The organism is Thermoplasmata archaeon (assembly GCA_035622275.1).
Taxonomy (GTDB): domain Archaea; phylum Thermoplasmatota; class Thermoplasmata; order Lutacidiplasmatales; family UBA184; genus Lutacidiplasma.
Window position 1 is genome coordinate 1 of record DASPVQ010000023.1, and the last position, 12,551, is coordinate 12,551.

Sequence of the window (12,551 nt, forward strand, 5' to 3'; positions counted from 1 at the left end):
CGACCCCCGGGAGCCCGTACTACGACGCGGAGATCGCCAGCGACTGCACGACCAGCCACCCGTGCACGATCCCGCTGTTCGGCGAGACCGGCTTCCCGCAGGGCGACATCCAGAACGGGCTGTGGGTCGCCTCGATCCTGAGGGTCACCGATGGGGCGATCAACCCGGTGCTCGTGGACGTGACGTTCCTGACGCTCGTGCTCGGGTCGCTGTACAGCGCCCCGGGCGAGAGCCCGCTACCCGTCTACACGCTCGGCTGGTCGCCCGACTACCCCGCGCCGTCGGACTACATCAACCCCCTGTGGAAGCCCAATTCCACCTACACGTTCGCGGACGCGGTCGAGGAGCAGGCGATCCTCTACACGCAGAGCGGCGCCAACGGCTGCCCGTCCTACCTCGCGTCGCAGTACTGGCTGTGGGCGAACTACTCGCAGAACAACCCGGGGATCCCGCAGGACTGCCAGGGGACCGCGTACCTCGCGCTCAACGACGCCTACAACGTCGCGTTGCACACCAGCAACGGCGCGCAGCTCGCGGTCCTCTACGCCGAGATCTCGCAGATCGGTCGCGCCCTCGGGCTGTACACCTACCAGTACGAGGAGGTCGGCGGTTGGGTCACCGCACCGTGGATCGACATCTCGAGCCTCGGCACGCAGCAGGTGTCGGCCTCGGCCGGCCTCGACCAGGTCTTCTACCTGATCCAGGGCAACGGCATCCTGCCGACCTAGTGGCACGCTCGGTCCCGCGCAGGAGGGCATCGTGACGGCCACGAGAGGCGAGTCCACGTCGCTCCACGCACCGGCCGCGCGAGGGGCTTCGCCCCCGTCCGCGCGGCGGGGACGCCCCGTCGTCCCCCGTGGTCGCCGCGCCGAGGTCCCCGTGTCCCGGACGGGGACCGGCGATCCGTCGCGCGGCGACCACGCAACCGCCGCCGGGTCGGGGCGACCCCGGGTGTTCACGGGACGAGTGGCCACCGACGGGTCGAGCTCGAGCGGGCCGAGCCGCCTCCCGGGCACGGACCCCGGCATCGCCGGCACCGATGCGGCCACCGCGCCGAGCGCTGCGCTCGCTCCGCGGGAGCGAGAGCTCGTCCCGGCGTCCGCGCCGGGCGCGCTGACGGCCGCGCCCCCGGCGAGGACCGCGCCGTGGCCGGACGCCGCCGACTGGACGCTCCACCAGCGGGCAATCGTGCGCCGGCACTCGCTCGGCCGAGCGCTGCGGCGTCTCCAGGGGTATCTGCGGGCCTGCCAGATGCGCGGCGAAGCGCCGCGCCCGGACGAGCTCGCCTCGCTCTGGAACCGCATCGCCGACGAGTGCCACGATGTCTACGCCGTGGCGGCGCAGGGCGCGGATCCGCAGCGGATCGCACGCGCGGTGCACTGAACGGAGGACAGCGAGCGAGGTGGGGTCTCAGGCCCGGACGAGGGGCGTCCCGTCGACCTCGATCTGGGCCCCGAGCAGGGAAGCGTGCATCCGGAACGTCCCCCGCGTGCGCCCCCCGAAATCGTCGTTGTGGCCGAGGTAAAGGGTCAGGACGTCCCGCTCCTGGTCTTCCATCAGCGGTAGATCGTGGATCGCCGGGTTGAGTCCGATCGAGATCAGGGCCGGCCGGGTGCGCTCCCGCCCCGCCCGCCGGAAGCGCTCCTCGAAGAGGGCGGCGCCACGGCCGGCCCGGTGCCGCACCAGGCGGCCCGACCGGAACGTCCAGCGGATCGCCTCCACCGAACCGGCCCGGAGCCGCGCGGGGCGGTTGGAGACGAACGTCCCGTCCCCTCTACGACCGTCGACCGCGACCGTGAGGAGACCGGAGGGAAGCGCGGTCCACATCCATCCGCCCGCGAGGTCCCGAGCGTCGACGACGCCGTCCTGGAGGACCGGGGTCGCGCCGTCGAGCCCGAGGTCGAGCCGCGTGCCGTTGCGATGCCGGATCGAGAGCCGGCGCGCGTTGCGGAGCGCCCGGATCCACGGGCGGGCCGCCCGGCGGAGCACAGCGGGCGGGACGCGCGAGGCCCGCTCCCACTCCCGGCGCCAGACCCCGAGCTCGACGGCCGCCGGGCGCCGGTCCGCGCCGAGAGCGCTCGGCGCGAAGAAGACGAGCTTGGGGATCCGCAGGCCGTGCAGGCGCCGCAGCCACTCCCGGCTCCGCTCGTCCAGCGCGCGGCGGGCCGCCCGCGGCAGCGCGTCGAGTCGGCGGAAGTCGCTCGGTCCCAGCACCGAGACATAGGCATCGCCGGCCGAGACGGCGGCGAAGTCGGCCCGTCCGATCGCGGTCGCGTTGCCGGCGCTCGTGAGCCGGTGGGCCGAGAACGAACTCTCCTCCGGCTCGACGATCAGGGTGGGCCGGATGCCGAGCCGGCGGGCGGCGAGCCAGATCGCCTCGGCGATGGGGAGGCCGGTCGACCAGGCCTCGATGACCACGCTGGAGCCGCGTCGGAGTCCGAGCGAGCGTCGCAGCGCTAGGGGCGCGATCCGCCGCGCGACCCGCGCGGCCCAGTCCTCCGCCACCGGCGGCCTCCCGAGGCCGGTGAGGAAGGCATGGGGGTTAAGAGTATGGCCAACGCCGCGGGCAGCGCGAGGCGGGCCGGGCCGGCGGCCTCAGCGCGGCGGTGACGCGCTTGCATCGCGGCTCGAGCCTCCGCGCTCCGGGCACGGCGGGGCCGGCGGCGGAAGGGGTTGGCGCTCGTCCGAACCGGGGCGGGGCGGGCCCGATCCGGGCGAGCGGTCTGGTCCGGGAGAAGGTCCAAGAGACTCAACGGCCGGCCAGACCGCCGGCCGCCGCTCGCGCGGGGCCGACGGCGGCCGGAACCGCCTGGCTGGGACACATCGGCGAATCCGGCGGCTGGCAGCTGTGGGCGCTGCTGCTCGAGCTCTGGTAGGTGTTGGTGCTCAGCGCGTTGAGCACCACGAAGCACGCTACGACGGCGACCACGATGACCGCGAGCAGGACGACGATGCCCCAGATCGATCCTGCTCGCCGTCGCGGTAGTTCCGTCGGTCGATGAATCTCCCCCGACTCTGACTGTTCGCTCATGTTCTCGACGCCTCCGTTAGGACGGCGAAGGAAGGAGGCCCCGAAGCGTTGATACGGACTGTTCGCGACGGGCCTCGAAGGGCCGATAAACTCTAGCGAAACGGCGCGGCGGAACCGGGTCCATCGGCGGGGACCGGTGTTTCCGCGAAGGCCCGCTCCACGGCCCGGTCGAACGGCTCCGGCAGATAGGCCGGGCCCCGGGCGAGCGAGCGCTGCGCCGCGGTGGCGAGCGAGGCGGGCTCGCCCAGAGCGAGGAGGGCCCGCTGCCACTCGTCGGGCCGGTCGGGATCGAGGAGGATGGCAGCATCGCCGGCGACCTCCTCCGTGGTGGAGATCCGGCTCGCGAGGATCGGCAGGCCGTAGGCCATCGCCTCGATCAGCGGCCGGCCGAAGCCCTCGTAGCGACTAGGAAAGACAACGACGTCGTGCGCGTCGTATACGGCTCCGACCGACTCCACTTCCGAGATCACGCGAACACCGGTCAGCCGCTGCGCGGCGATGCGTCGAAGGCTCGCGGGCCGCAGTCGGGAGAGCAGCGTGAACGAGAAGCGCGGACGGGTGGCGCGGGCGAGCCGGGCCGCGAGCTCGAGCACGAGGCCGAGGTTCTTGTACGGCCGATCGGTGCCGACGTACAGGACGCGGATCTCCTCTTCCTCCGCGATCCGAGCGGCCGAACGTCCGGGATGTTCGGGATGCAGGCCCAACCCGTGGGTCTCGGGCACGACCCGCACGCGTTCGGGATCGAGCCCGAGTCGCGCGAGCTGCTCGGCGACCACCCTCGTCGAGACCAGCAGCCGCCAGGCGCCGTGCAGCCGGGCCACCGCGTGACGGTACATGAGCCGGGTCGCGTAGCGGTCGGAGAACGGGCTGAGGGGCCGCAGGTCGTGGACGTAAACGGCGACGCGCGCGCCGGCCGGAGCGATCCGGGTCAGCGTCGGGTCGGCGAGGAGCACGTAGTCCGCCCGCAGGTCCGCCAGCGCCCGGGGGAACGTCCAGAGCCGGTTGACGCCCATGTCGAGCGTCCGCCACGGGACGCCGAGGCCGGCCACCCGCACGCCCCCCGGCGGCACGCGCGGCTCGGCCCCGTGGTCCAGGCACTGGTACCAGCGGACCGCGAACCCGCGGTGGGCGAGCGCGTCGGCGAACGGCTCGACCGACTGCGTGATCCCGTCGGTACGGTCCGAGGCATTCACGATCGCGAGCGACGGCATGCTCGCCGATACTCTCGGCATCCCCTCCTAAAGTCTCGTCGGCGCTCGAGCGAGCGCGATCCTTACCGAACGGTGGGGGAATCCCGGGCTAGGAGGCGGCGGGCGAGTAGGCAAGCTCGACGTAGTTGAGGTCCACGAAGCCGTTCACGTCCGCCGCCGTATTGCCGCCGCTGTACTCGATGTACCCCCGGAACTCGGCGCCCGAGACCGGCACCGGCACGTCGATCGTCACCGACACGAGGGTCCACGCGCTCGTTGACAGCGTGGTGGCGTTCAGGTTGAACGAGTACCAGGGTCCGGTGTCGCCGTAGTAGCCGCCGTTCAGCAGCACGATCGCGGCCCTCGCCGACTTGTCGGTCGCGACCCCCCCCCTGAGCGACATCGTCACGTTGTAGCGGCCCGGCAGCAGCGAGACGTACGGCCCGAACCACACCGAGTGGCCGTTGCCCGAGAGGTTCGACGCGGGGTCGCTCTCGATCTCGGAACCGCAGGCGGTCCCGCTCGCCGCGACCAGCCGGCCCGAGGCGCCGAGTGCGAACGCCGACGGGCAGAGCATCTGGGTCGTGGGGAAGGGGACCGCCTGGTAGACCTGCGCCGGACCGGCGTAGCCGGTCTCGAGGAGGTAGACGGTGTCCGGATACGCCGGGGCGTAGACCATCGCCCGGATCCCGTAGACCGAGCCGTTGAACGCGACGTTCTTCAGCCAGGTCGGGACCGGGGTCCACTCGCTCGTGCTCAGGAGAACGTACGGCGGCAGGTGCGACGCGCTGAACGGCAGATAGGGCAGCCCGTGCGGACTACCGGGGAGCAGCGAGTAGGCGTTGACGTCGTTCGCGACGAACGGGAACAGGTTGTCGGAGGCGAGCACGATGGCGTTGGGCGGCAGGGCGGACAGCACGTCGTCCATGTACGCGTACGCGGGGTTGCTGTCGAAGGAAAAGCGGTAGCCGGGGTACACGGTCGCGTTGAAGTTCACCGGGCTGAACGGCGACATGGCGAGGTTCGCGACGACCACGACCAGCAGCACGGCGGCGACGACCGAGCCGGAGCGCGCCCGAGCGCCGGTGAGCCCCCGGATCCTCGCGGGCCGCGCCGCGCTCGCCACGCGCGTCTCGAAGCGGCTCGCTTCGTGGTAGGCAACGTGCTCCTCCGGGAGGCGGAAGGAGTAGCTGCGGCGCCAGACGGCACGCGACCATCCGGCGGGGCGATCCCGCGACATCGCGACGAGCAGGAGCACCGCGACCAGCACCGCCGCCGCGATCAGGAGGAGATCCTCGCCGGTCGGGGTCGGTCGCAACAGGTCGGTCGAGAAGAACACGGCAAGGACGAGGAACGGGAGCGCCGCCACGAGCCACTCGAGCGGCCGTACCGCGGTCGCCTCGGTGGAGCTCGCGCCGCGGTGCACCGCGGCGAGCGCTTCCACGAACGCGATCGACACGCACGCGAGCGCGACGAACGCGTACTGGTTACCGAACGCCGAGGAGTACCTCGGATCGACGAAGACGCTCGCGTAGAACCACGGCACGCTCAACAGGAGGGCGCGCTGCCGGGCGAGGAGCGGGAGGAAACCGAAGGCCGCGAACACCAGGAACCAGTAGGTCAGCGACGGGAGGATCGTGGCGGAGGTCGCGGTGATGCCGAAGAGCTGCCGGATCCCGAGCGAGACCTGGGCCCCGAGGCTGCTGGACGAGGTGCCGACGACGCCGGGGATGAGGTCGTGCTGGAGGACCCGCAGCGCGACGTAGCTCGCGATCGCGAAGAGAAGGAGGCCAAGGAGGGGTGCCGCTCGGCGCAGGTACGCACGGAACCGCGACGCGACGGCACGGAGGGACGCTCCGGGCTCCGCGACGAACCGGCGGAACGGCTCGTAGGCGAAGGCGAGGACCAGTCCGACGAGCAGGAACGGGAACACCTCGAGCGTCAGCACGCCGAGTGTTGCCGGGACGAGCGCGGCGAGGTATCGCCGTTCGCTCCAGAGATAGTAGGTCCACGCGAACTCCGCAGGCAGCAGCGACTCCCAGTGAAAGTCGTAGAGGACCGCGGAGGCGACGGTGAAGGTGACCAGGTAGACGGCGAGCGCCGGGACCAGCCAGCCGCCCGGCAGTCCCGCGCGCCGACCGATCAGGTACAGCGGGACGGCGGAGACGGCGACCGCGCCCGCCTGCAGCGCGAACAGAAAGTCGGGGCCCGGCGCCAGGGCGTAGACGTACGCGAGCGGGATCGCCACGTACGTCGAGTGAAGCGAGAGGAACGATTTGAGGCCCGACGTTTCGAAGTCCCCGGCCTCGTAGAGCAGGTAGCCGTGGGAGGTCGACCAGAGCGACTGCATGCCGATGCCGAGGTCCCAGTTGGTGCCGTAGAAACCCTGGAACCGCCACCAGCTGGCGACGAAGTATCCGACCGCGGCCGCGACGACGACGGCCGTGAGTCCGACCGCGGCCCAGCGACCCGAGCGACGGGAGGCCGTTCCCGGGCTCGCGGGGGCCGCAGCGGTGTCCGCGGACGGGGAACGGTCGGGAGAAGGATCCACCTTCCGTGCCCGAGGCGTTCCGAGGCCGTCCTCCGACCATGGGGGGCGTTCCGACGCGGCGTTCGAGGCGGTCACCGGGCTCACCTCAGGCTCCCGGCGGACCGTCGAGGCGAGCGCCGGTCGGCCCCGTCCGTTCGAAGGCGATCGAGAAGCCGCTCGCCCCGGTCGCGCCGCGTGATGGCCGTCACCTAGTCGCGCCTCCGCCGGAACCGGACGCGGCGGCGGGGAGCCCGTTCGGCCGGCGCTGTTCCGTCCTTCGGCTCTTCGCCCGGCTCCGGCGGCGATCGGTTCGTCGCGATCGACGTGAGCAACTTCTCCCAGTTCGACCAGGCACGGTCGAGGCTGAAGTCCCGAGCGCGCGCCAGGCAGGCGCGCGAGACGCTCAGCGGATAGCCGTCGCGGTATAGCTGGGCCGCACGATCCACGAGCTCGGCCGCCGAGTCGACGGTCCAGCCCGTCTTCTCGTGCAGCACCGACTCGCCCGGTCCCTGCGCGCCGTAGGTGAGCACCGGCGTGCCGCAGGCCATCGACTCGACCGGCACGAGCCCGAACGACTCCTCGGTGAACGGGAACGCCGTTACGAGGGCGTTGGAGTAGAGGTCGCGCAACTCCTCCCGGGAGACATGGCCCATCACCCGGACGTTCTCCGCGGAGCGGCCGCGCGTGAGGCTGCTGACCCAGCCGGCGCTCTTCGACCCGAAGAGGCGGACGGGGAGACCCGTGTCGAGCAGCATCCGCATCGCGGTCGCGTCCGTCTCCTTGCCGAGGTAGCCGAGGATGTAGTCGCGGCTGGGCGAGCGGGTCGAGGGCTGGAACTCCGGAGCGTAGTAGATCGGGAACACCCCATCGACCCGCACGCCACGCTGGCCGAACCAGCGCGCGACGTGGCCGGTGCTCGTGTAGAGCCGGTCGGAGAGCGCGCTCATCTTGACCAGGTGCCGCCAGTCCATGCGGTCGACGACCGGCCCGACCGCGTTCAGCGCAAGCCACATCGGCACGTCGAGCCCGCCGGAGCGCATCGCCTCGAGCCCCGGCCCGAGCGGACGGGACTGCACGAACCAGCAGTCGGAGGCGAAGGCCGAGGTCATCGAGAAGTTGATGCGGATCGAGTCGCCGGGCCCGATCGCCCGCTCGAGCGACTTCTGGTTCCATCCGAAGACCGAGTCGCGGGTCCACGACCAGATGTACGTCGGGACCTCCCCGCCCGTGCGGCGAAGCCAGCGCGGGAATCGCGCCGACCCCCGGATCGCGCGGATCCCCTTCTGTTCAAGGGCGGACGCGACCTCGTCGGAGATCCAGGGGGCCGCCAGCGCGGTGTCCCAGCGACCGCGCAGTCGGGCGAGCAGCGGCGCGACGACCTGGTACTGGACGAAGTCCGGGTGCGCCAGCGGTTCCGTGACAAACGTGACCGACTCCATGCGGGCCTTTCGCCTCCTCCGAGTGCCTGCGATCTCCCCCGGGGACTCGTCCTCACAGCGGACGAGCGGATCTCCCGGGGACCCGTTCGGACTCGTGCTACGGAAGCGCCCCGTTCGGCATGCGCCAAAACAAGGCGGGGCAAGGCCCTAAAACCTATCGACGGCGCCCGTGCCGGTCCGACCGGGTGGACCTCAAATACGGCTCGGGCGCGATGGGCGTCGAAGGGTCTAAGGCACGGGCGCGCCCACTAGCGGGCGGAGAGGCGAGCGGGCCGCGTGACGCCCGGCCCGGCGCGAGCCCATGCCGTCCAGCACAACGTCCAGCGGGCCGCCGCTTCCGGCGACCGTGATCGTCACGGCCCACGACCGGCGCGCCTACCTGCGCGAGGCCATCGACAGCGTGCTCGCCCAGGACATCGATCGCTCGCGCTTCGAGCTGGTCGTCGTGAAGAACTTCGACGATCCCGAGGTCGACGCGCGGCTCGATGGGGCGGGCGCGCGCCGACTCCGCTGCGCCGAGGCCCCCGTGAGCCGCAAGGTGCTGGAGGGATTGCGGGTGAGCCGTGGCCGGGTCGTTTTCCTCCTCGACGACGACGACCGCTTCGAACCCGACAAGCTCCGCGTCGTCCTAGAGGAGTTCGCGGCCGACCCTCGCCTGGGGTTCGTCCATCACCAGGTGCGCTACATCGGCCCCGACAACCGGCCACTCCCCGGGAGCGGCGGCCGGTTCCTAGGCCGTCGGCCGGGGCGTGCCCGCCGGATCCTGCTCGCCGAGCGCGACAAATCCCTCGGTCTTGCGCGGCTCGCCTACAGCTACCCCGACTTCAACTGCAGCTCGCTCGCGATCCGACGGGACATCGCGCTCGGGGCGGCGCCCTACCTGGCGCGGGTGGACGGGGGCGTGGACACGTTCTTCTTCTTCGCCGCGCTGATCGCTCCCTGTTCGCTGCTGCTCGACGAACGCCCTCTGGCGCGCTACCGCCTCCACGAGGACAACGCGTCGCTTGCTTCGGGCCCGGATCCCGACGCCCGACGCCGCCGCCTGCTGGAGGCCGCCCTCCGTCAGGACCGGGTCAACCGCGTGACCCTAGAGATGGTGGCGCGCTCGGGACGCTCCGCGCTCCTGCGGGAGATCGAGGCCCGCAGCCTGATCGACCGGCTGTCCATACTCTTCCGCGACCGGTCCGGCGGCCGGGTCGAAGCGCTCCGCTCGCTGCTGAACGGGATCGAGCTCCGCGACACGTTCGCCGTCCGCGAGAACGTTCCCAGCATGGCCGGCGCCGCGCTCTTCGTGCTGACACCCCGACTGGCCCGCTCGGCCTACGAGCGGCAAAGCGCGGTCCGGTGAGCCGACCCCACGGCCCCGGAGCGAAATTTAATATATATATTAACAAGCTAGATGGGCGGGCATGAAGGTCGAGGCGAGCCTGCTCCGCGAGACCGGCGAGCGCCCCCTGCCCGCTTCGATGCGGGTCCCGGTACGCCGGGGGCGGGGCCGCCCGAGGGCCGAGTACCGAGCGCGCGTGCGCTCCGCCGCCGACGTCGACGTCCTACGGCGCCATCGGGTTCCGGCACTCCTGGTGACGCCGGAATGGGTGAGCGAGAGCGGCTACCCGGTGCGCTTTCGGCCCTGGCTGGCCCTCCCCGAAGCGATCGCGGACAAGGTCTCCTCCGACTTTCGCGTGTTGCCGGTCAAGGACGGCGATGGGCTGCGCGAGCCGGGCCTCGTCGAGCTCATCGCCCTCCTCCTGCGGTTCGACCCGCTCGCCGCGCGGGTCGTCGCCCGGAAGAACCGTCGGACGATCGATCCCCACGAGCTCTACCGCCGCGTCCGCAACGAAGGGCTCGAGCGGGCGGCGACGAAGGTCCGGCTGCAGGAGTTCGCCCCCGGCCTGCCGACGGTGGGCCGCCCGCTGCCGCGGGAAGAGCTGCGCTGGCTCGAGCGGAACAATCCGAGCCTGGGCGAGGCCGCGTGACCGACCCGGAGGTGGCCGCGGTCGACACGATCCTCCGACGCCTGGGCATCCCGTACGTCGTGGTGGGGGGTCAGGCGATCGCACGTCGTGCGGCCACGGTCACGCGCGACGTCGACGTGATGGTCGCGACGCGCGACTACGCGACGACGGTCGGACGGCTGCGCGCCGAGTCCCGCCTCGCGTTCGACTGGGACGACGGCAACCTCTGCCGCTTTCGCCTCCTCGACCTCGGCGGCGTTCCGCTGGATGTGATCAACTCGGCGATCTTCGCCGGCCGCCGGGCCCCGGCCGAGTTCTTCGACTACCTGCAGCACGACGGGTCCGCGCCGGCCGATGGGATCGCCTACGGCACGCCCGAGGTCGTCTGGTATACCCGACTCTTGACCAAGCGCTGGCGGTCGTACGCGGAGAAGATTGTGACGAACGTGATCGACGGCGTGCCCCCCGATCGGCTCGACGCGGTGGAGCGGATCGCCCGTCGCTTCGGCACCGACGCCCTCCTCGCGGAGCGGGTCGCCCACGTGCGGGAGGAACTCGCCCGTCCCGACGTGGCCGCCCTGGTCCGGCGCGGATAGCGCGGCGACGTTGCGCCGGCGACGGACCAGTGGCGACTACGAAGTACGGGGCGGAGTTACGGAGAGCGGCCTCAAGTAGCCGAGCGCACCCTATCGTACATAGGCGGGATGCGTCCGGCCAGCCAGTTCCCCCGCACTCGGGGGCGAGCGCCAGCGGGTAGGCGAGCCGACGGCGCCGCCGGGAACTACGAGTAGCGGGTCCCGATGCACGATTCCGTTGCGACGTTCTACGGCGGCTACGACCAGCTGGGGCTGGGGCGACTGCCCCGCCTCCGCGTGCCCCGCGTCGCGCTCGCCGTGGGCGTGGCGGTGGTCGTGCTGGTCGTGTTGATCGCGGCGGACGTGGGCGCGATCGACGGACGCACGGCCAGCGTCGAGGTCAGCTCGGTGAGCTGGTACGCCGACACCGAGCTCCTGACGACCGAGCCGGGGTTCTCGACCCACGGCTCCTCGGCGGTCGCCCTGAGCCTGTCCTGCGATCTGATCTGCTACCGGTTCGACGGCGTCTCGGTGAGCGCCCCGTTCTCTCTCGTCAGCTCCTCGATCACCGAGCAGCCGATCCAGTACGTGAACGTGACCGTCCGCGCTCCCGCGAGCGCGTTCTCCGGGCCGCTCGCGATCACGCTCAGCGTGGGGTAGGGCGCCTCCGGGGGCTACCGACCGGCCCGGCGTGCCGGCGCGACGGGTCCGGTGCCGCTCATCCCGGTCCAGGCCTCGCGCAGCGCGTCGCGCCGCGGCTTGTAGACGCGCTCGTAGAACCCCGGTCCCGAGCGCAGCGTCGACTCGTCGGACTGACCGATGATCGACCGCGCCTCCGACCAGGCCCGGGTGAAATGCGATCGTTCGCCGAACCGGGCGATGATCTGGCGCTCGAACTCCTTCTCAGTCTGGGTCTCCTCTCCGATCGTGAAGTACAGCTTGGCCGTCCGCGTGTCGCGAAAGGCGAGGTCGTCGCCGAGCGAGTACGGCGCGCGTTCCGGGTGCTCGCGCTCGGCGCCCCCGACGCTCGGTTCTCCCGGCGCGCTCGCGCCGCCGTGCCGGAAGCCCTGCTTGGCGGCCGCGTAGAAGATCGCCCGGTTGAGGCCCCAGGAGTAGGCCGAGTCACGGGGAAGACCGAGCCGCTCGGCGCGGGCGGCCTGGAGGATCGCCATGACGATGAAACGGGAGATCCCGCGGCGGACGGGCGCCGGCATCGGCTCCGAGTCCCCCGCCGGTCCGGCGACCTAGATGTCGGTGTCCGGCGGTACGCGAGACGGGTGCTCGCCCGCCGAGAAAGCGGCGAGCGCTTCGCGTCGCTTGGCGTCTCGGACCGACGGCCGGATCCGCACCGGCATCGAGAGCGACCAGCGGTGGCCGAACGGGTCGACCAGGTGCCCGTAGCGCTCGCCCCAGTACTGGTCCTCGAGCGGCATCGTGACCTTCGCGCCGGCCGCCACGGCCCGGTTCCAGAGGGCCTCCACGTTCGTCGAGTAGATGTGCAGGATCACGGTCGTGGTTCCGACCGTCGACGGGGCCGCCCGCTCCGAACCCTCGAAGACGTCCGAGAGCATCACGATCGAATCGCCGATCCGCAGGCGCCCGTGGATCAGCTTGCCGCCCGGGGTCGTCTGCCGGAACAGCTCCTTGGCGCCGAACGCTCGGCGGTAGAACTCGAGCGCGGCGATGCCGTTCACGACGGCAAGCGACGGAGTGACCGTGTGGAATCCGCGGGGGATCCGCGTCTTCGCGGGCTTCGGAGTGCGTCGGCGCGCGCGCGAACGGGAGGTGGGCGTCATGGAAGCTGCCGGGCGAGCATCGAGCGCGCGTACAT

At 71.7% G+C, this 12,551-nt stretch carries 13 protein-coding genes; 6 read left to right on the top strand and 7 right to left on the bottom strand.

Annotated features, from left to right (window positions below; translation table 11 throughout):
- A partial coding sequence (locus tag VEL82_06905) for a hypothetical protein (GenBank protein ID HXW67583.1) occupies positions 1 to 728 on the top strand: 728 nt, incomplete at its 5' end.
- A 223-nt stretch (positions 729 to 951) separates the two neighbouring features.
- Positions 952 to 1,383: a hypothetical protein gene (locus tag VEL82_06910; GenBank protein ID HXW67584.1), complete on the top strand. Its 432-nt coding sequence runs from the start codon at positions 952 to 954 to the stop codon at positions 1,381 to 1,383.
- 27 nt (positions 1,384 to 1,410) lie between these two features.
- On the opposite strand, the gene VEL82_06915 is transcribed toward VEL82_06910, so the two are convergent.
- The 5 genes from VEL82_06915 to VEL82_06935 form a co-directional block, all read right to left on the bottom strand.
- Positions 1,411 to 2,505, bottom strand: coding sequence for a hypothetical protein (locus VEL82_06915; protein HXW67585.1), 1,095 nt, complete (start codon positions 2,503 to 2,505; stop codon positions 1,411 to 1,413).
- Between the two features lie 244 nt (positions 2,506 to 2,749).
- Positions 2,750 to 3,031 carry a hypothetical protein gene (locus VEL82_06920; GenBank protein HXW67586.1) on the bottom strand — a complete coding sequence of 94 codons (282 nt, stop codon included), beginning with the start codon at positions 3,029 to 3,031 and terminating at the stop codon, positions 2,750 to 2,752.
- Positions 3,032 to 3,123: 92 nt separating this feature from the next.
- A complete protein-coding gene (locus VEL82_06925; GenBank protein HXW67587.1) occupies positions 3,124 to 4,242 on the bottom strand; it encodes a glycosyltransferase in 1,119 nt (372 codons plus the stop codon).
- A gap of 88 nt (positions 4,243 to 4,330) precedes the next feature.
- On the bottom strand, positions 4,331 to 6,772 hold the full coding sequence (locus tag VEL82_06930) for a DUF2079 domain-containing protein (protein HXW67588.1): 2,442 nt from the start codon (positions 6,770 to 6,772) through the stop codon (positions 4,331 to 4,333).
- Between the two features lie 188 nt (positions 6,773 to 6,960).
- Entirely contained in the window at positions 6,961 to 8,190 is a 1,230-nt protein-coding gene (locus VEL82_06935; protein HXW67589.1) for a glycosyltransferase, read from the bottom strand.
- A gap of 301 nt (positions 8,191 to 8,491) precedes the next feature.
- Between VEL82_06935 and VEL82_06940 the strand changes: the two genes are divergently transcribed.
- The 4 genes from VEL82_06940 (at position 8,492) to VEL82_06955 (ending at position 11,380) form a co-directional block, all read left to right on the top strand.
- Positions 8,492 to 9,538 carry a glycosyltransferase family A protein gene (locus tag VEL82_06940; protein ID HXW67590.1) on the top strand — a complete coding sequence of 349 codons (1,047 nt, stop codon included), beginning with the start codon at positions 8,492 to 8,494 and terminating at the stop codon, positions 9,536 to 9,538.
- Between the two features lie 61 nt (positions 9,539 to 9,599).
- Complete coding sequence (locus VEL82_06945) at positions 9,600 to 10,166, top strand: hypothetical protein (protein ID HXW67591.1); 567 nt, start codon at positions 9,600 to 9,602, stop codon at positions 10,164 to 10,166.
- Positions 10,163 to 10,741: a hypothetical protein gene (locus VEL82_06950; protein HXW67592.1), complete on the top strand. Its 579-nt coding sequence runs from the start codon at positions 10,163 to 10,165 to the stop codon at positions 10,739 to 10,741. The genes VEL82_06945 and VEL82_06950 overlap by 4 nt, the downstream gene beginning before the upstream one ends.
- Before the next feature lie 204 nt (positions 10,742 to 10,945).
- Complete coding sequence (locus tag VEL82_06955) at positions 10,946 to 11,380, top strand: hypothetical protein (GenBank protein HXW67593.1); 435 nt, start codon at positions 10,946 to 10,948, stop codon at positions 11,378 to 11,380.
- Positions 11,381 to 11,394: 14 nt separating this feature from the next.
- Here the strand turns inward: VEL82_06955 and VEL82_06960 are convergent, their stop codons facing one another.
- A complete protein-coding gene (locus VEL82_06960) occupies positions 11,395 to 11,934 on the bottom strand; it encodes a hypothetical protein (GenBank protein ID HXW67594.1) in 540 nt (179 codons plus the stop codon).
- 30 nt (positions 11,935 to 11,964) lie between these two features.
- Complete coding sequence (locus VEL82_06965; GenBank protein HXW67595.1) at positions 11,965 to 12,516, bottom strand: VOC family protein; 552 nt, start codon at positions 12,514 to 12,516, stop codon at positions 11,965 to 11,967.
- Positions 12,517 to 12,551 lie beyond the last annotated feature (35 nt).